This window comes from Bradyrhizobium vignae, from assembly GCF_004114425.1.
Classification (GTDB): Bacteria; Pseudomonadota; Alphaproteobacteria; order Rhizobiales; family Xanthobacteraceae; genus Bradyrhizobium; species Bradyrhizobium vignae.
Genome location: NZ_RDQF01000010.1, coordinates 1 through 16,534, shown reverse-complemented (window position 1 = coordinate 16,534; position 16,534 = coordinate 1). Strand labels below are relative to the sequence as shown.

Below are 16,534 nucleotides of genomic sequence, written 5' to 3'. Positions count from 1 at the left end.
GAGCACCGCCGGGGGTGGCCGCTTCTGGACTTTTCTTCTTGATGCGCATGGCCTTGATCGTCACATAAAGATCTCGCGGAGACGCTTTGTCGAGATCCTGCAGATCGCGGTAATTAGCGATGAAGTCCAGAATGCTCGGCCGTATCGGCTGCGTTTCCGTTGCCGTCCTCGTCTTCAGCTTGCGGTCTAGATCCAGCTTGGTGAGAGTCCTTGGCGATCACCACCAATTCGGTTCCCCACGACAGCGGGTATGCGCATCTCCGCGTGACAAGGCGGATCGGGGCAATCGCCGTCGTGCAGCATTTTTCCGTTCACTTTGCACAGTGATGCGGGTGGTGCCGATACCGCCCGAGATCGTGAATCGAAAATTTGTGCCTTCGACGGGCGGCTTTGCGTCCAATTCCATATCGGAAGCCAATCGTTCGATGTGAGGGCTGTCGGCACAACTTAGCAGACATTTCCCCAAAGACAGCAACTCCGCTCTGCGAAGCCGCGCCGAGTTTCGAGTAGCCGAATCGCCACCGCGCGCGCTTCGTCGGCGGCACCCTCGGCGGGGTCATGCTACAGCTCGTGCGGAAGTCTCGAAGCCGCCTCCGATCTCATTCCAACACAGGCCATTTGTCGGACTGGAATGTCCAGAAAACGAGCTTCGAATTGTCTATTGGAAAGGAAACGAATTACGAACACGACACCTCGTCCGTGTTGCATCCGTGTTGCACGGAACAGACGGTACTGGGGCGTAACCCGTTGAAATCAATGGTACTGAGCGTAATCGACGGTAATATCGTTTTGGCGCGAGTTTTTCACCGGAACGGAGCGCGTACGAAGCACAAATCCCTTTGCTTATAGGGTTTCTTGCGGTCGGAGGCTGGCGATCCCGGGAAGACTCGAACTTCCGACCTACGGTTTAGGAAACCGCCGCTCTATCCGGCTGAGCTACGGGACCGCGGAACCCGATAGCTGCGGGTTCGGCCTCCTCATAGCAGAGCAGGATGCGGTTCGCCAGCCGCAAGGCGGGCCAGATCATCTGCAAGCTGAGCAAGGCGGCCGTACAATGCGCCGAGATCCCTCTTGGCGGAGCAGCCCACATGATCGAGAGCATCAGCGCCATCACGCTCGGCACCCACGACATGGCGCGTGCCGTGCATTTCTATCGCTCGCTCGGATTCGAGCTGCTGTATGGCGGTGAAGCCGCCGCATTCACGAGCTTTCGCGCCGGCACCGGCTATCTCAACCTGACTGCGCAGCCGGAAGACAAGCGCTGGTCCTGGTGGGGCCGGGTCATCTTCTACGTGGCCGATGTCGACGAGACCTACGCACAGGCGCGTGCCGCCGGGTGGCCGCCGTCCACCACGCCGCGCGATGCCGAATGGGGTGAGCGCTACTTCCATCTCACCGACCCCGACGGCCATGAGCTCAGTTTCGCTCGGCCGTTGTCCTGACCGAATAAGTCGCATCTGCTGACGTTCCAACGCGCAAGTGGCGCCGTCTCAGCCGCCGTGGCAAGCTCGGCGCGGTTTCCTCAAGTTCTAACCAGGGAGGACGACCATGGTAACCTATGTTGTGCTAGGCAACTTCACGGATCAGGGAGTCCGCAACGTCAAGGACTCGCCGAAGCGGGCCGAAGCCTTCAAGGAGATGGCCAAAACGTTCGGCGTGACTGTGAAAGAGATCGTCTGGACGCAGGGACGATATGACGTTGTGACCGTTCTCGAGGCTCCAGATGAGGCTGCAGCGATGTCGCTCAGCCTTAGTCTCAGCGCACTCGGCAATGTCCGCACCGAAACGCTGCGCGCGTTTTCGGCAGCGGATATGACGAAGATCGTTGGCAAGATGCTCTGACGCTCAGCGCGAGCGCACCGGACCTGCCACCGGACCCGGGATGGCAATCCCGGGCTGAGGCCTCTTACGCCCTGATGTTGTTGTCCTTGACCACCTTGCCCCAATAGGCGACCTGCTTGTCGAAGAAGGTCTTGAAGGCGGGGCCGTCCTGGAGCAGCAGCGTCATGTGCTGGGTCTCCTTGAGCTGGGCGGCAGTCGCGGGCTCGCTCAGGATCTCCCGGGACGCGGTCGCCATGGCCAAGACGATGTCGGGCGGCGTGCCCGCGGGCGCGAAGATGCCCCACCAGGCCAGCGTCTCGAAATCGGGAAAGCCGGCCTCGATCGCGGTCGGCGTATCCGGCAGGGCCTGCAGCCGCTCGCGGCCGAGCTGCAGGATCGGGCGCAGCATGTTGGTGCCGAGCTGGGCTGCGACCAGCGCCGCCGATCCCGCAATCAGATCGACATGGCCGCCGAGCACGTCGTTCATGGCCGGGCCGCCGCCGCGATAGGGCACGTGCATGATGTCGACGCCGGCCTTGCTGCCGAGCACGGTCATGGCGAGATGGCCGAGCGTGCCGATGCCGACGGAGGCGTATTTCACCGCGCCGGGCGTCGTCTTGCAGGCGGCCACCACGTCGGCAAAACTCTTGTAGGGACGGCCGGCGCCGGCCGCGATCACGTAGGGCGCGGTGCCGATCAGCAACACCGGCATCAGCTCGCGCTCGACATCGACGGGCGGCTTGTCGAGGATCGACGGGATCACCGCATGCGAATCGAACGTCACCAGGAACGTCGCACCATCCGCCGGGCTCTTGGCGACCTGCGCTGCGCCGAGCGCGCCGGCGGCGCCCGACTTGTTCTCGACCACGACGATACGGTTGAGCTTTGTCTGCAGGTTGCTCTGCAGCAGCCGCGCCATGGCATCGGTCGAGCCGCCCGGCGGGAACGGCACGACCAGCGTGATTTTCGAGGCTTGCGCGCTTGCCGGTGCCATCGCGAGGATGGCGGGCGCGGCCAGCAGGGCCCGCCGTGTGATCGTCATGGTCCCCTCCCTTTTGTTTCGCGCTTTTCTACTTTTGAGCGCTAAAGCGCGATGAGATTTGGATGAATCGTCATCGCGCTTTAGCTTGTTGTTTACGCATGATCTTTCCGGAAAACCGCTTCGCACTTTTCCGGATCATGCTTTAGGTCGTGCCGAAGCCCGTCCCTGCTTTTTTGTATTCTGGCCGCGGCGGGCTGAAGATGTCCAGCACGCGGGCGCCGTCGGGGCCGGCCCGCATGGTGTGCGGCACGTTGCCGGGCGTGCGCCAGAAATCGCCCTTCTTCACCGGGACTTCCTCATCGCCCTGAACGCGGATCGCCGAGCCGTCGAGCAGCACGCCCCATTGCTCCTCGGGGTGATGATGCAGCGCGCCTTGCGCATGCGGCGCCAGCGTCACCACCGACAGCATCGCCTGCTCGCCGGAGAAGATGCGCGTGGTCACTCCGGCTGCAAGCTCGCGAAACAGCCCGTCGCCGGGATTGTCGATGTTGTGGAATTCGTCCTTCTGGCTCACGTCATCCTCCCCTCGTTCTTCTGCGATCAAGCTTTGCCATAGGAGCCCTGGTAGCGGCCCTCGCGGATCGCCTTCATGGTCTCCTCCTCGCGCGCGACCTGGGCGCGCACCGCGTCCAGCAGCGCGGCAGCACCGGCGGCCGGAAACGACACCACGCCGTCCTCGTCGCCGACCACGATGTCGCCGGGCGAAATGACGCTGCCGCCGACCGTGACAGGCACGTTGATCTCGCCGGGACCGTTCTTGTAGGGGCCGCGATGGATCACCGCGCGCGCATAGCAGGGGAAGTCGTCCGCTGCGAAGGCCGCGACATCGCGGATCGCGCCGTCGATGACGTAGCCTTCGGCTTTGCGCCATTGCGCGATGTTCTTCATGATCTCGCCGACCAGCGCGCGCGTCTCGTCGCCGCCGCCATCGACCACGATGACGTCGCCGGGCCCGACCAGTTCGAGCGCACGGTGAATGGCGAGATTGTCGCCGGGACGGGTGCGCACGGTGAAGGCCGTCCCCACCAGCTTGCCGCCGCGGTGATAGGGCCTTAGCCCCACTGCGCCCGGCAGCCGGGCGAGATTGTCCGAGATCACCGAGGTCGGCGCGTGCCTGAAACCTTCGATGATATCGGCCGGCGGCTTCGGCACGCTGCTCGCTGCGATGGTGATCGTCATGTCAATCCTTCCGTGTTTGTCTCATTCGGCGTGCGCCCGCGCCTTCGCCGGTAAAATCCGGAAAGCGCGCCCTTCCTTCATCCATGCTGCGCGCTCATCGCGCAACAGCGTGCGGCGAACTTTTCCGGAATCATCGCGCGGCGGGGCGCTGACGAATTCGAAGCTTTCAGGGTGCTTGTAGCGGCTGAGCCGGTCCTTGAGGAAATCTGCCATTCCATCAGCAATGGCCTGGCCGTCGGCATCGGGCTCCGGCTCGATGATCGCATGCACGCGCTGGCCCAATTCCGGATCGGGCAAGCCGACCACCACGCAGGAGCGCACGCCGGGACAGGCGGAGACGGCAGCCTCGACCTCGGCCGGATAGATGTTGGCGCCGCCGCGCAGCACCATGTCGGCGAGGCGGTCGCCGAGATAGAGATAGCCTTCTGCATCCAGCCGGCCGATATCGCCGAGCGATTCCCAGCCATCGGCGCGGCGTTTCGGCTCGGCCCCGAGATAGTGATAAGTGGCGTCCTTGCCGTCATTGTTGAGGAAGTAGATCTCGCCGGTCTCGCCCGGCGCGACATCGTTGCCGTCCTCGCCAATGATGCGAAGCTTCGCCATATCGCCGATCTTGCCGACCGAGCCCTTGTGCGTCAGCCACTCGGTGCCTGATATGATGCAGGCGCCCTGGCGCTCGGTGCCGCCATAGAGCTCCCAGATCCGCTCCGGTCCGAGCCAGGCGATCCAGTTCTCCTTCAGCCACGGCGGCATCGGCGCCGCCATATGGAAGACCGTCTGCAGGCTCGATAGGTCGTACGAGTTGCGCACGCTCTCCGGCAGCGCCCAGATCCGGTGCATCATGGTCGGCACGAAATTGACCCATTGCACGCGCTCACGCTCGATCTGGCGCAGCGTCTCCTCGGCATCGAATTTGGTGAGGCCGGTGAGCTTGCCGCCGGCGAACAGCGCGTAGTGCGACACGATGAATGGCGCATTGTGGTAGAGCGGGCCGGGATTGAGCAGCGAGACGCCGAAAGGAATGTTGAGCGGCGGCGCCGCGACGGTGTCGGTCACCGCCGGATGGTGATCGAGGATCACCTTGGGACGGCCGGTCGAGCCGCCTGACGTCATCGCCTTCCAGTAGCGCGCCACCGGCGGATTGAGCGGCTCGTCCGAAACACCTTCCGGCACGAAATCCGCAGGCAGGCGGTTCGGCGCATTCCAGTCGGCCTCGCCGCCGACCACCAGCGCGGGCTTGAGGATGTCGAGCACGGCGGCGGCCTCGCCGCGCGGCAGCCGCCATGACAGCGAGGTCGGCGTCGCCCCGCACTTCCATACCGCAAAGGAGGTCTCGAAGAACGAGTTGCCGTTGGGCAAACCGATCGCGACGAAATCGCCAGGCTTGACGCCCTTGGCCGCGAACGCCCGCGCGCGCCGATTGGCGCAACGCTCGAGCTCGTCCCATGTCAACGTGTCCTGCCCGTGACGGATAGCGATCGTGCCTTGCGGTTTGCGCTCGGCGTACCAGCGCGGCACATCGGACAGGGGGAGCAGCATCAGGCGTTTCCACTTCGTGTTCTTGGCGTTGCCGCGGGGAGTGAGGCGCTCGCAACATAAGTGTAACAGCCTGCCGGCGCGACGCTGTGACTCCCACGCCACGTCAAGCACAAAATGTCAGCATCCCGGCCATGAAATTCCCGGGTTCCATGTGGGTTCCATGGGTGACAAGGCGGCGATAAAGGGGCAAAAATCCGACCCGACTCAGTTCGGGTTGAGTCTGATAGGGAATGCTCTCGTAGAATGTCGGCCGTCGTTACATCGCATCGTGCAGCGCTGCTTGTCGTTGCCGCAACAGGGTTTTACCTGCTGATGCATGCGCATGCCGAGGCGCAATGGTGGAAACGTGCGCCGGTCGATTTCGAGGAATGCGCCGACGCCGCCGAGAAGGCCGCAACCAAGACCGAGAAGACAGCCGCGCTTGCCGATTGCAACGCCAAGTTTGCCGGCCGCCGCAAGCCGGGCGGCGGCTATTCCTATTACGACTTCCTCCAGGATCGCACCTTCGACATCGCCGGCCCCAATCCGACGCCGGAGGAGCAGAAGAAGATCGACGAAGCCTACACCGCGTATCTCGCCAATCAGCGCCGCAGCAATGAAGCGGCCCAAGCCACCGCGCGCCAACAGCGCGAGCAGCAAGAGCAACAGGTGCGGCAGCTTCAGCAGGTCGCGCTGCAGACCGAAGTCGAGCGCGTGCCTATCCCGGTCGAACGGCCGAAGGTTCAGCAGGCCGTGGGCACGAGACCAAAGAGCGCGCCCTGCACCAAGGGCTCGTTCAGCTGCGAATGGCCGCGGCTATCGGAAAGCCTGAACGACCTGAAGAAGCTGTTCAACCCGACGCCGAGCAAACCCGCGAAAAAGGGGTAAGCTTCTCGGCTTTTCCGCGGCGGCCGCAAACTCCGCTGTCCTCCCGAGAAGCGTCAGCCCCGATCCGGGACGACGGCGGAGGGTGAGGCTTCAGTTTGGATGCTTCTTCTTGCTGCGCTTGGACGTGGGCACCGTTGGATTCGCGGGCGCGATTACCGTCGGCGAACCACCCAACTGCGACCTGCTCTCCTGCAATCGCCTGTCATAGCCCGGAGAGTTCACGACCGTCGGCGGCCTCGCAAGGGCGAGCGTCGATGCGCCGCAGAGCGCGGCCAGCGCGACCCCGATCATCAGACAACGCTTCATGGCGTAGCTCCTTCGCACTCACGCCGACCCGCGGATCTGCTGCGGCGTCAGCCGCGGCGGGCCGTTGCCGGCCGCCTCGGCTTCCTTGATCAGCGCAACAATGCGGCGCATCAGCGGCACGTTCACGCCGTTTTGCTCGGCGAGCGCGATGACCGCACCCTGGAGATAGTCGATCTCGGTTTTACGGCCCTGCTTCAGATCCTGCCACATCGAGGAGCGCGCCTCGGGATCGATCTTCATGGTCCGCCCGAGGATCGCGTCGAAGATCATGTCTGGCAGCCGCAGCAATGCCGGAGACCATTTCATCGGGATCGGCGTCGACGAAACCGGCGCGATGCCGTCGGCCTTCAGCGCAGCCAGCCCTTCCGCCATCTGGTCGGCGAACAATCTTCGCCACTCGCGATTCGCCAGTTGTGCGGCGAGCGGCATGTCGGACAGCGCGCTGAGCGCGTTGTTCAGATTGATGATCAGCTTGCCCATTGCACGCCGGTGATGTCACCTCTCGCACGCACCTTAAGGCCAGGCACCGAAAGCGCCCCGGCGGTGTTCGCCTCGTCTTCTCCGACATGGATGTCACCGGAGCTCGAGCGGTGGAAGCGGCCCTCGCCCATCGCGACCACGTTGAACGGCACCATGCCGGCGAGCACGCGCCTAAAATGGTCGCCAAGTCGTTCGCGCAACACTGCGACGTTGCCGATGCCGTTCTGGAGTGAGACGACGACCGCATCCTGCGGCGCATGCTGCGCGATCTGATCGGCGACAGCGGCGGTGTCGGCGCTCTTCACCGTCACCAGCACGATGCCGTCGCCGTGGAAGATCGCAGGATCCTCGGACAACGCAAGCTGACCCGCGCCAAGCCTCTTCTCGGAGCCGTCGAAATCGGTCAGCCGCAGACCGAACCGCTCGATCTCGGTCTTCACCCGCGGCCGCACCAGCAGCGCGACACGCCGGCCTGACGCGGCCAGCATGCCGCCGACGAAACAGCCGATGGCGCCGGCGCCGGCCACCACGATCGGTCGATCCGTAACCATTGAACTCGCTCCCTGAAGGACCGGCCTTCGATAGCAGAGGCAACGCCGCCTGCCCATTGGTTGCGTCGCAGCCGCCTTGTAACCGTCATGAGTGCCCCATATGATTTCGCCCGGGGGGCAGTCAGCGGCGAGCGCTCGCCGAACGAGACGAAGGAGAGCATCATGGGTCTACTCGACGTCCTCAACGGCATGCAGAAAGGCCCGCGCGGCCCAAGCACACCCAGCTCAGAGCAATCATCCTCCGGCGGCATGTCGCCGATGACCATGGCGCTGCTCGGCCTCCTCGCCTGGAAGGCATTCAAGCATCTCACCGCCAATCAGTCGGGCTCGGCGCCGCAACCGTCGCCCGCGCCTCCGCCGGTGAACGCGGGTGCGGGTGGCGGACTGAGCGATATACTGAAGGGCGGCCTCGGCGGCCTGCTTGCGGGCGGCGCGGCCGGCACCGTGCTCAGCGGCGGGCTTGGCGATCTCCTCAACCAGCTGCAGCAGAGCGGTCACGGCGACACCGCGAATTCCTGGGTCGGCAAGGGCGAGAACAAGCCGATCGCGCCGGGCGATCTCGCCAGCGCACTCGGCGCCGACCAGATCGACAGCCTGTCCGCCCAGAGCGGCCTGTCACGCGAGGAGCTGCTCTCTGGTCTCAGCCAATATCTACCGCAGGTGATCGATCATCTGACGCCGGACGGACGGCTGCCGACTGAGAACGAACTCTCGGGGCGAATCTGATGGCGGTCTCGGGAAGGGGAGCACACTCATGAGCATGGGCGGCCTGTTGTGGATCATCGTCGTCGGCTTCGTCGCCGGCCTCATCGCGCGCTGGCTTGCGCCGGGACCGAACAATCCGAGCGGCTTCATCCTCACCACCATCCTCGGCATCGCCGGCGCCTTTCTGGCAACCTTCGTCGGCCAGGCCATCGGCCATTACAGCCCTGACCAGGGTGCCGGCTTCATCACGGCGACGATCGGCGCCGTAGTGGTGCTGTTCATCTGGCATCGCCTCGTGGCGAGCGGCGTGATCAAGGGGTAGCCAGCGAGGGGCGGCACACCGCCTCCACATCGTCATGCCCGTGCCTGACCCGGGCATCCACGTCTTTTGATCTGCGTGACAACACGTGGATGGCCGGGTCAAGCCCGGCCATGACGGGGAGAGAGCGGCGAGACACCCAATCACGTAATCAAATGCATCCCCGCATCCATGCGCACGACCTCGCCGGTCATGTTGCTGGAGGCCGGCATTGCCAGGAAGCAGACGAGCTGGGCGATATCTTCGGCGGATGAGGCAACCTTGAGCGGCACCTTCGCCACGACGCTGTCGCGCACCTGCTTGGCGCCGGCCTCGCCGCGGCCCTTGGTGAACCAGGGCGTATCGATATAGCCGGGGCAGACCGTGTTGACGCGGATCAGCGGCGCGAGCGCGCGCGACAGCGACAGCGTCATCGTATTCAGCGCGCCCTTGCTCGCGGCATACGCGATCGACGAGCCGACGCCACTGATGCCGGCAACCGAGGAGACGTTCACGACCGCCGACGGACGCCCCGAAGCCTTCGCAGCGGCTTCCAGCAGGCTGCGCGCCGCGCGCACCATCTGGAACGGGCCGATGGTGTTGACGCCGTAGACCCGCTGGAAATCTTCAGCCGACAACCCATCGAGATCGGCGTGAGCCACGTGCTTGGTGGTGCCGGCATTGTTGACGAGGATATCGAGCCGGCCCCAAGGCGCAGCGGCAGCGACGATCTTGCGGCAATCCTCATCCTTCGAGACGTCGCCCTGCGCAACCAGCACCTCCGCCGCGCCGGCCTTGCGGCAGAGCTCAGCCGTAGCGTCGGCCTCCTTCTGGCTCGACGAATAGTTGATGACGAGCCGCGCCCCGCTCCGCGCCAGAATTTCCGCGGTTGCTGCGCCAAGGCCGGAAGCAGACCCCGTCACGATTGCGCACAAGCTGTCCTTTGCCATCCCGATCTCCTTCCCCTGTCTTTGATCGCGGCGCCCTGTTTAGCGAGTTTGCCGCGCCCTGCAAATCGAGCAAACTCCGCTAAGCGGAATTAGCCTCCAATTGGTCCTTGCGCCCATGCCCGCACCGCAGGTTGACCTGCGATCAACGCTTGTCAGGGCCATGGCTTTTTCCGATCATCGGGCGCAAGAAGAACGTGCGCGCCGCCCCACGGAGGCGGGACGCGCCAATGGCAAGACACGGGGAACGCTGTGGCGGAGAGTGACAATATCGTCGTCGAGACCGCGGAGAAAATCTTCGCCGATCTCGCCGATCCGCAAGAAATCAACAACGACAGGAAGAATACCTGGCAGGCGCCGCTGTGGCAGGCGCTGAGCGAAGCCGGCCTGCCGCTCTCCTGGGTACCGGACGATCTCGGCGGCTCCGGCGCAAGCCTCGCCGACGGCTTTGCGCTGTTGAACGCCGCCGGCCGTTTCGCCGTCGCAGTTCCGCTGGCCGAGACCATGCTGGCCGGCTGGCTGCTGGCGCAGGCCAGGATCACCTCGCCCGACGGCGAGATGACGGTGCTGCCGGCGTCTCCGAAGGACCGCGTCGGCCTCGATGCCGACGGCTTGCTCTCCGGCCGCGCCCGCGGCGTGCCTTTCGCAAAATCGGCGAAGCATTTTGCGGTGCTGGCGCACGGCAAGGACGGCGCCGCGATTGCGCTGGTGGATGCGACCAAGGCGCGGATCGAGGCCGGCCTCAATGTCGGCTACGACCACAGCGACACCGTGACGCTCGACAAAGTGCAGCCCGTTGCGATTAAGCCCGCACCGAAGGACTTTGAGCAGACCAATCTGATGCTGATGGGCGGCGTCGCACGCAGCCTCCAGATCGCCGGCGCGCTGGAATCCATGCTCGACATCTCCGTGCGCTATTCCAACGAACGCGTCGCCTTCGAGAAGAAGATCTCGAAATTCCAGGCGGTGCAGCACAATCTCGCGCGGCTTGCCGGCGAATCCGCCGCAGCGCTCGCGGCCGCAACCTCGGCGGCCGACGCCATCGCGAATGCGAAATCGCTCAACGACGAGGTCTATCTCGAGGCCGCCTCCGCGAAAATCCGCTGCGCGGAAGCGGCCGAGAAGGGCGGCGGTATCGCGCATCAAGTCCATGGCGCGATCGGCTTCACTATGGAGCATATCCTGCACCGCTACTCACTGCGCGCGCTGGCCTGGCGCGACGATTTCGGCTCGGAGAGCTACTGGGCCGTCGAGCTCGGCAAGCTCATAGCAAACCGCGGCGCGGACGAATTGTGGCCGCTCGTGGCTTCGCGCTGATCAGGGGACGAGACAACAATGACCGCTGCCCTCCGTTTCGATCCGATCCGCCTGCCCGAGAAGTGCGAGCAGCTGCGCAAGGAAGTCCGCGCCTTCCTCGCCGAGGAAATCGCCGCCGGCACTTTTGATCCGCACAAGCCCAACCGCGAAGACACCGACGCGCCGGAGTTCTCCCGCCGGGTCGGCGCCAAGGGCTGGCTGGGCATGACTTGGCCGAAGAAATATGGCGGCCAGGAGCGCTCGTTCCTCGAACGCTACGTGGTGACCGAGGAGATGCGCGTCGCCAACGCGCCGACGCGCCGCTTCTTCGTCGCAGACCGCCAGAGCGGCCCGGTGCTCCTGAAATATGCGCCCGAGCACATCAAGATGGACATCCTGCCGCGCATCTGCCGCGGCGAGATCTGCTTTGCCATCGGCATGAGCGAGCCGAACTCCGGCTCCGACCTGTTCGCGGCGAAGACGCGCGCGACCAAGACCGACGGCGGCTATCTCATCAACGGCACCAAGATCTGGACCTCGTCGGCACACATCGCCGACTACATGATCGCAATCTTCCGGACCTCGCCGCCGACCAAGGAAAACCGCCGTCACGGCCTGACCCAGTTCCTGGTCAAGATGAAGCAGCCGGGCATCAAGGTGAACCCGATCGGCCAGATCACCGGCCAGTACGAGTTCAACGAGGTCGTCTTCACCGATCACTTCATCCCCGACGACCACGTGCTCGGCGAGGTCGACGGCGCCTGGAAGCAGGCGACGAGCGAGCTCGCCTATGAGCGCTCGGGCCCCGAGCGCTTCCTCGAAACCTATTACGTGCTGACCGAGCTGGTGCGCGCAGTCGGGCCCAATCCGGATACGCGCAGCGCCGAAGGCATCGGGCGCCTGGTCGCGCAGCTCCACACCATGCGGCGCATGTCGGTCTCGGTCGCCGGCATGCTCGAAGCCGGCAAGGAGCCCGTGGTCGAGGCGTCCATCGTCAAGGACATCGGCACGGTCTGGGAGCAGCAGCTGCCGCATCGCGTGCGCGATCTCGCCGCCTTCGTCGAGGAGACCGCGACCAACCGCGAGACCTTGGAGCGGCAGCTCGACTTCGCCATCAAGACCGCACCGAAACTCACCATCCAGGGCGGCACAACCGAGGTGCTGCGCGGCATCATCGCCCGCGGACTTGGCTTGCGGTAACGCTCGTGGCGACCTGCCAGCCTCGCGCTCCGCGCCGACCTCTCCCTATGGGAGGGGTGGTTCTTCGCCACGGACGTATCGGGACGTTTGGAGACAATCTATGAGCACGTATAAAGATATCGGTGTCGAGAAGGTCGGGCATGTCGGCACCATCGAGATCCGCCGGCCGCCACTCAACTTCTTCGACATCTCGCTGATCAACCAGATCGCGGATGCGCTCGACGAGTTCGACCGCGACATCGAGATCCGCGCCTCCGTTCTGTCGGCGCAGGGCAAGGCGTTCTGCGCCGGCGCCAATTTCGGCGACCCGGCGCGGCAGGCGCAGGAAGCGCGCGAGGCCGAGCAAGCCAAGAAGGGCGATCCGGCCGACAATCTCGGGCCGATCAGCCACCTCTACATCCAGGCCGTGCGCATCTTCCGCGCCAAGAAGCCAATCGTTGCCGCCGTGCAGGGCGCAGCCATCGGCGGCGGCCTTGGTCTCGCGGTGTCGGCCGACTTTCGCGTCACCTGCCCCGAAGCGCGCTTTTCCGCGAATTTCACCAAACTCGGCTTCCATCCTGGCTTCGGCCTGACCGTGACGCTGCCCGAGCTGATCGGCAAGAACAACGCTGAGCTGATGTTCTACACCAGCCGCCGGGTCACCGGCGAAGAGGCCTACAAATGGGGCCTGGCCAACGAGCTGGTGCCGCAGGACCAGGTGAAGGCGGCCGCGATGAAGCTCGCCGGCGAGATCGCCGAATGCTCCCCTCTCGGCCTGCTCTCGACCCGCGCCACGATGCGCGCCGGCCTCGCCGACCGCGTCATGGCCGCGACCAATCACGAGCTCGCCGAGCAGACAAGGCTGCGCGCGACTGAAGATTTCAAGGAAGGCGTGAAGGCCACGGAAGAGCGCCGGGTGGCGAATTTTAAGGGAAGGTGATCGCGGCGATGAACGTTCTCTTCTTCCTTCTCCCCCTGTGGGAGAAGGTGGCGCGAAGCGCCGGATCAGGGGTTCTCTCCGTGCGCAAAACTGTTCATGGGGATAGAAACCCCTCACCCGGCTTCGCTCTCGCGAAGCCACCCTCTCCCACAAGGCCCACAAGGGGAGAGGGTACAGCGTGATCAACTCACGCGAAACGTCACCCCGCCGAGCAGAAACTCATTCCCGGCAACGGCGAGCCCCTTCGCCTTGGCGGCATGCAGCACCTGCGCCGCGTCAGTCACCCGAAACTCCAGCGCGCTCATGATCTCGCTGGCGCCCTTCACGAAGCGAAAGGTGGCGTTCGGTAGTCTCAATTCGGCATCGCGTGGCGCAACCCCGATGATCTTGCCCCAATGCTCCGCGAGGCCCTGCGGGTCCGGGCTCTGCATCTCCACCGCCGTCAGCGCCTGCGTCACATCCTTGCGGATGAATTTTTGCCAGTCCGGTCCCGCCGGCGGATAGGCGCCCAGACTATCGTCGCTGCCTTCGGTGTGGTTGAACTCGATGAAGGCGGCGCGGCAGTCGCGGGGGTGGAGCTGCACACCATGATAAGGTGCATGGTCGATGACGTTGGCCGTGCGCACGCCGAGCGCGTTGGCGTTGCGGCCGCGCTCGTCCGGATCATCGCAGCAGAAGATCGCCATGTAGCCGCCGCGGCCGCCGGTCTTCTCGATGAAGCGGCCGGCCGTGGTGCCGTCCCTGAAGGGCGCCACGACTTCAAGCAGGATCGTGTCGACCGGGAGCAGCGCGTTCTCCAGGCCGTATTTTGCGACATTGCCGTCGCGATAGCAGATGGCCAAGCCCATGATCCGGGCGATATCCGTGATCACCGGCTCGAGCTGCGGCGCGACCAGGCAGATCTGCCGCAAGCGCATGTAGGACGACATCGTCACTCGCCCCTGAAGGCGGGCTTGCGCTTCTCGACGAAGGCTTTTGCGGCCTCCTTGTGATCGGCGGTATCACCACAGCGGGTGTGGTGGATCGCCTCGCCGTCGAAGCAATCCTCCAGCGCCAAATGCTCGGCATTATTGATGTTGCGCTTGATGTAGCCGAGCGCGATCGAGGGCCCTTGCGCCAGCGACAGCGCGAGCTCGTGCGCGGCGGTGTCGATCTCGGCGTCGGGCACGACCTTGGTCACCAGGCCGATGGCGTGAGCTTCCCTCGCCGTGAGCACCGGCGACATCAGATAGAGCTCGCGCGCCCGCGCGCTGCCGAGCAGTTGGGTCAGGAAATAGGTCCCGCCGTAATCGCCGGAGAAGCCGACCTTGGCAAAGGCCGTCGTGATCTTGCAGGATTCGGAGGCGATGCGCAGGTCGCAGGACAGCGCCATCGAAAGCCCCGCGCCGGCCGCCGCGCCATCGAGCTGCGCCACGACAGGCTTCGGCATCTGATGCAGGATGCGCGAGACTTCCATGCCACGGCGCAAATTCGCGAGCTTCTGCTCGAACGGCAGCGGCGCGCGGCCCTCCGCCATCGACTTGACGTCGCCGCCGACGCAGAACGAACCGCCGGCGCCCTTGAACAGCACTGCACGTACCTCCGGATCGTCAGCCGCGCGCCGCGCCGCCTCGACCAGCCCGCGCACCATGTCGGGATTGAGCGCGTTCTTCCGCTCCGGGCGGTTCATGGTGATGGTGAGCAGCCCGCCTTCGAGCTTTTGCAGGACCATGTCGTTCATCGGGCGTCTCCCTCTCGTTGTTTGACCGAGCTCTCACCACACCGTCATTGCGAGCGAAGCGAAGCAATCCAGAGATGTCTCCGCGGATGCGGTCTGGATTGCTTCACCGCAAGAGCTCCTCGCAATGACGTCGTGACTTACGTCACGCCGTCACTTCTTCACCAGCGGGCAGCGCGACTGCTCCAGCGACTGGAACGCCTCGTTGCCGGGCACGGTGGCGAGCAGCTTGTAATCGTCCCAGCGGCCCTTCGACTCCGAGGGCTTCTTCACCTCGAACAAGTACATGTCATGGATCATGCGGCCATCCTCGCGGATCTTGCCATTCTTGGCGAAAAAGTCGTTGATCGGTGTCTCCTTCATCACCTTGATCACCGCCGCGGCATCGGTGGTGCCGGCCGCCTTCACGGCTTTGAGGTAATGCGTGACGGAGGAATAGACTCCAGCCTGCGCCGAGGTCGGCATCCGCTTGGTGCGTTCCATGAAGCGCTTCGAGAATGCACGCGTGTCGTCGTTGAGGTCCCAATAGAATGCCTCGGCAAGCAGCAAGCCCTGCGCGGTCTCCAGCCCGATCGAGTCGATATCGGTGACGAAGGCGAGCAGCGGCGAGACCTTCTGGCCACCCTTGGTGATGCCGAACTCCGCCGCCTGCTTGATGGCGTTGATGGTGTCGCCGCCGGCATTTGCTAGTCCGATCACCTTGGCCTTGGAGGCCTGGGCCTGGAGCAGGAAGGACGAGAAATCCGACGTGTTGAGCGGATGACGCACGCTGCCAAGCACCTTGCCGCCGGTCTTGGTCACGACGGCGCTGGTGTCCTTCTCCAGATCCTGGCCGAAGGCGTAATCCGCGGTGAGAAAGAACCAGCTGTCGAGGCCGGACTTCACGGCCGCAAGACCGGTCACATTGGCCTGGCCGTAGGTGTCGAACACATAGTGGATGGTGTAGGGACCGCAGGCTTCGTTGGTGAGACGGATCGAGCCCGGGCCGTTGAACATGATGATCTTGTTGCGTGCTTTCGCGATCTCGCCGGCGGCAAGCGCGGTTGCGGAGGCCGCGACGTCGTAGATCATCTCGACGCCTTGATTGTCGAGCATGTCGCGGGCGATGTTGGCGGAGAGATCGGCCTTGTTGAGATGATCGGCCGCCAGCACCTGGATCTTGCGCCCCAGCACCTCGCCACCAAAATCCTCGACGGCCATCTTGGCCGCGGTCTCGCTGCCGGGGCCCGTGATATCTGCATAGAGGCTGGACATGTCGAGGATGCCGCCGATCTTCAGCGACGGCTTGTCCTGGGCCTGCGCGGCGCTCGCATTGAGGGCAAGCGCGGCGGCAAAAATGCCGGACAAAATAGTCTTCATCGAAAACGACCTCCCTCTATCGCCCGTCTCTGATGGCGGCTTGGTTATTGCTCTTGCCGCAATCATGCCGCATGCGCGAGAGGGCAGCAAGCGCGGGAACGAAGCGAATGCGTGATTGCCGCGCATGTTTTCCGCAAAGCGGAATGGTGAGAAGACGCAAGACGTTCCACGTCGTCATTGCTGTGCATGTTCAATAATTCGCTGATTGGATCGCTGCAGCGGAGGAACGATCCGATGCGAGACAACAGCTATGACCGAACGGTTGAACGCAACTATCTGCAGAAGTGGCGTTTTCTGATTTCGGAATA

Annotated in this window: 17 protein-coding genes, 1 tRNA gene and 1 pseudogene; 8 read left to right on the top strand and 11 right to left on the bottom strand. The window is 64.3% G+C overall.

Features of this window, described 5'->3' with window-relative positions:
- Nucleotides 1-869: 869 nt before the first annotated feature.
- Nucleotides 870-946 (bottom strand) — tRNA-Arg (locus EAV90_RS11020).
- Nucleotides 947-1,088: 142 nt separating this feature from the next.
- Here EAV90_RS11020 and EAV90_RS11015 point away from each other — a divergent pair.
- Both EAV90_RS11015 and EAV90_RS11010 read left to right on the top strand, forming a co-directional pair.
- On the top strand, nt 1,089-1,442 hold the full coding sequence (locus EAV90_RS11015) for a VOC family protein (RefSeq protein WP_129143458.1): 354 nt from the start codon (nt 1,089-1,091) through the stop codon (nt 1,440-1,442).
- Between the two features lie 106 nt (nt 1,443-1,548).
- A complete protein-coding gene (locus EAV90_RS11010; RefSeq protein WP_014490344.1) occupies nt 1,549-1,842 on the top strand; it encodes a GYD domain-containing protein in 294 nt (97 codons plus the stop codon).
- Between the two features lie 64 nt (nt 1,843-1,906).
- Here EAV90_RS11010 and EAV90_RS11005 read toward each other — a convergent pair whose 3' ends face one another.
- The 4 genes from EAV90_RS11005 to EAV90_RS10990 form a co-directional block, all read right to left on the bottom strand.
- Nucleotides 1,907-2,863, bottom strand: a complete 957-nt coding sequence (locus EAV90_RS11005; RefSeq protein WP_129143396.1) for a tripartite tricarboxylate transporter substrate-binding protein — start codon at nt 2,861-2,863, stop codon at nt 1,907-1,909.
- A gap of 142 nt (nt 2,864-3,005) precedes the next feature.
- Nucleotides 3,006-3,377: a cupin domain-containing protein gene (locus EAV90_RS11000; protein ID WP_129143395.1), complete on the bottom strand. Its 372-nt coding sequence runs from the start codon at nt 3,375-3,377 to the stop codon at nt 3,006-3,008.
- Between the two features lie 26 nt (nt 3,378-3,403).
- Nucleotides 3,404-4,042: an RraA family protein gene (locus EAV90_RS10995; RefSeq protein WP_122400595.1), complete on the bottom strand. Its 639-nt coding sequence runs from the start codon at nt 4,040-4,042 to the stop codon at nt 3,404-3,406.
- A gap of 21 nt (nt 4,043-4,063) precedes the next feature.
- The gene (locus tag EAV90_RS10990; protein ID WP_129143394.1) at nt 4,064-5,581 is read right to left on the bottom strand and encodes an AMP-binding protein; all 1,518 of its coding nucleotides are present in this window, start codon (nt 5,579-5,581) and stop codon (nt 4,064-4,066) included.
- Between the two features lie 243 nt (nt 5,582-5,824).
- Between EAV90_RS10990 and EAV90_RS39375 the strand changes: the two genes are divergently transcribed.
- Nucleotides 5,825-6,448 carry a hypothetical protein gene (locus tag EAV90_RS39375; RefSeq protein WP_164936871.1) on the top strand — a complete coding sequence of 208 codons (624 nt, stop codon included), beginning with the start codon at nt 5,825-5,827 and terminating at the stop codon, nt 6,446-6,448.
- Between the two features lie 90 nt (nt 6,449-6,538).
- Here EAV90_RS39375 and EAV90_RS10980 read toward each other — a convergent pair whose 3' ends face one another.
- Nucleotides 6,539-6,754, bottom strand: coding sequence for a hypothetical protein (locus EAV90_RS10980; RefSeq protein ID WP_129143393.1), 216 nt, complete (start codon nt 6,752-6,754; stop codon nt 6,539-6,541).
- 18 nt (nt 6,755-6,772) lie between these two features.
- Nucleotides 6,773-7,785: pseudogene (locus EAV90_RS10975) on the bottom strand (2-dehydropantoate 2-reductase).
- A 162-nt stretch (nt 7,786-7,947) separates the two neighbouring features.
- On the opposite strand from EAV90_RS10975, the gene EAV90_RS10970 reads away from it, so the two are divergent.
- Both EAV90_RS10970 and EAV90_RS10965 read left to right on the top strand, forming a co-directional pair.
- Nucleotides 7,948-8,511 carry a YidB family protein gene (locus EAV90_RS10970; protein ID WP_129143392.1) on the top strand — a complete coding sequence of 188 codons (564 nt, stop codon included), beginning with the start codon at nt 7,948-7,950 and terminating at the stop codon, nt 8,509-8,511.
- 28 nt (nt 8,512-8,539) lie between these two features.
- Nucleotides 8,540-8,812, top strand: a complete 273-nt coding sequence (locus EAV90_RS10965; RefSeq protein ID WP_174221543.1) for a GlsB/YeaQ/YmgE family stress response membrane protein — start codon at nt 8,540-8,542, stop codon at nt 8,810-8,812.
- Between the two features lie 140 nt (nt 8,813-8,952).
- Here the strand turns inward: EAV90_RS10965 and EAV90_RS10960 are convergent, their stop codons facing one another.
- Nucleotides 8,953-9,738: an SDR family NAD(P)-dependent oxidoreductase gene (locus EAV90_RS10960; protein ID WP_129143391.1), complete on the bottom strand. Its 786-nt coding sequence runs from the start codon at nt 9,736-9,738 to the stop codon at nt 8,953-8,955.
- A 249-nt stretch (nt 9,739-9,987) separates the two neighbouring features.
- Here EAV90_RS10960 and EAV90_RS10955 point away from each other — a divergent pair, with 249 nt between their 5' ends.
- From EAV90_RS10955 to EAV90_RS10945, 3 genes are all read left to right on the top strand, one after another.
- Nucleotides 9,988-11,052 carry an acyl-CoA dehydrogenase family protein gene (locus EAV90_RS10955; protein ID WP_129143390.1) on the top strand — a complete coding sequence of 355 codons (1,065 nt, stop codon included), beginning with the start codon at nt 9,988-9,990 and terminating at the stop codon, nt 11,050-11,052.
- 18 nt (nt 11,053-11,070) lie between these two features.
- On the top strand, nt 11,071-12,231 hold the full coding sequence (locus EAV90_RS10950) for an acyl-CoA dehydrogenase family protein (protein WP_122400589.1): 1,161 nt from the start codon (nt 11,071-11,073) through the stop codon (nt 12,229-12,231).
- Between the two features lie 100 nt (nt 12,232-12,331).
- Nucleotides 12,332-13,150: an enoyl-CoA hydratase/isomerase family protein gene (locus tag EAV90_RS10945; protein WP_122400588.1), complete on the top strand. Its 819-nt coding sequence runs from the start codon at nt 12,332-12,334 to the stop codon at nt 13,148-13,150.
- 182 nt (nt 13,151-13,332) lie between these two features.
- Here the strand turns inward: EAV90_RS10945 and EAV90_RS10940 are convergent, their stop codons facing one another.
- The 3 genes from EAV90_RS10940 to EAV90_RS10930 all read right to left on the bottom strand — a co-directional run bounded on the left by EAV90_RS10940 (nt 13,333) and on the right by EAV90_RS10930 (nt 16,226).
- Nucleotides 13,333-14,079 (bottom strand): VOC family protein, encoded by a 747-nt coding sequence (locus EAV90_RS10940; RefSeq protein WP_162500084.1) that lies wholly within the window; start codon nt 14,077-14,079, stop codon nt 13,333-13,335.
- A 2-nt stretch (nt 14,080-14,081) separates the two neighbouring features.
- The gene (locus EAV90_RS10935) at nt 14,082-14,870 is read right to left on the bottom strand and encodes an enoyl-CoA hydratase (RefSeq protein ID WP_122400586.1); all 789 of its coding nucleotides are present in this window, start codon (nt 14,868-14,870) and stop codon (nt 14,082-14,084) included.
- 150 nt (nt 14,871-15,020) lie between these two features.
- The gene (locus tag EAV90_RS10930; protein WP_129143389.1) at nt 15,021-16,226 is read right to left on the bottom strand and encodes an ABC transporter substrate-binding protein; all 1,206 of its coding nucleotides are present in this window, start codon (nt 16,224-16,226) and stop codon (nt 15,021-15,023) included.
- Nucleotides 16,227-16,534: the final 308 nt, after the last annotated feature.

Bases quoted from the DNA above. Each gene is read 5' to 3' on its own strand.
- EAV90_RS10970 (WP_129143392.1), top strand. From the start codon at position 7,948: ATGGGTCTACTCGACGTCCTCAACGGCATGCAGAAAGGCCCGCGCGGC.
- EAV90_RS10995 (WP_122400595.1), bottom strand. From the start codon at position 4,042: ATGACGATCACCATCGCAGCGAGCAGCGTGCCGAAGCCGCCGGCCGAT.
- EAV90_RS11015 (WP_129143458.1), top strand. From the start codon at position 1,089: ATGATCGAGAGCATCAGCGCCATCACGCTCGGCACCCACGACATGGCG.
- EAV90_RS39375 (WP_164936871.1), top strand. From the start codon at position 5,825: ATGTCGGCCGTCGTTACATCGCATCGTGCAGCGCTGCTTGTCGTTGCC.
- EAV90_RS10980 (WP_129143393.1), bottom strand. From the start codon at position 6,754: ATGAAGCGTTGTCTGATGATCGGGGTCGCGCTGGCCGCGCTCTGCGGC.
- EAV90_RS10950 (WP_122400589.1), top strand. From the start codon at position 11,071: ATGACCGCTGCCCTCCGTTTCGATCCGATCCGCCTGCCCGAGAAGTGC.
- EAV90_RS10930 (WP_129143389.1), bottom strand. From the start codon at position 16,226: ATGAAGACTATTTTGTCCGGCATTTTTGCCGCCGCGCTTGCCCTCAAT.
- EAV90_RS10940 (WP_162500084.1), bottom strand. From the start codon at position 14,079: ATGTCGTCCTACATGCGCTTGCGGCAGATCTGCCTGGTCGCGCCGCAG.
- EAV90_RS11010 (WP_014490344.1), top strand. From the start codon at position 1,549: ATGGTAACCTATGTTGTGCTAGGCAACTTCACGGATCAGGGAGTCCGC.
- EAV90_RS10965 (WP_174221543.1), top strand. From the start codon at position 8,540: ATGAGCATGGGCGGCCTGTTGTGGATCATCGTCGTCGGCTTCGTCGCC.
- EAV90_RS10960 (WP_129143391.1), bottom strand. From the start codon at position 9,738: ATGGCAAAGGACAGCTTGTGCGCAATCGTGACGGGGTCTGCTTCCGGC.
- EAV90_RS11005 (WP_129143396.1), bottom strand. From the start codon at position 2,863: ATGACGATCACACGGCGGGCCCTGCTGGCCGCGCCCGCCATCCTCGCG.
- EAV90_RS10935 (WP_122400586.1), bottom strand. From the start codon at position 14,870: ATGAACGACATGGTCCTGCAAAAGCTCGAAGGCGGGCTGCTCACCATC.
- EAV90_RS10945 (WP_122400588.1), top strand. From the start codon at position 12,332: ATGAGCACGTATAAAGATATCGGTGTCGAGAAGGTCGGGCATGTCGGC.
- EAV90_RS10990 (WP_129143394.1), bottom strand. From the start codon at position 5,581: ATGCTGCTCCCCCTGTCCGATGTGCCGCGCTGGTACGCCGAGCGCAAA.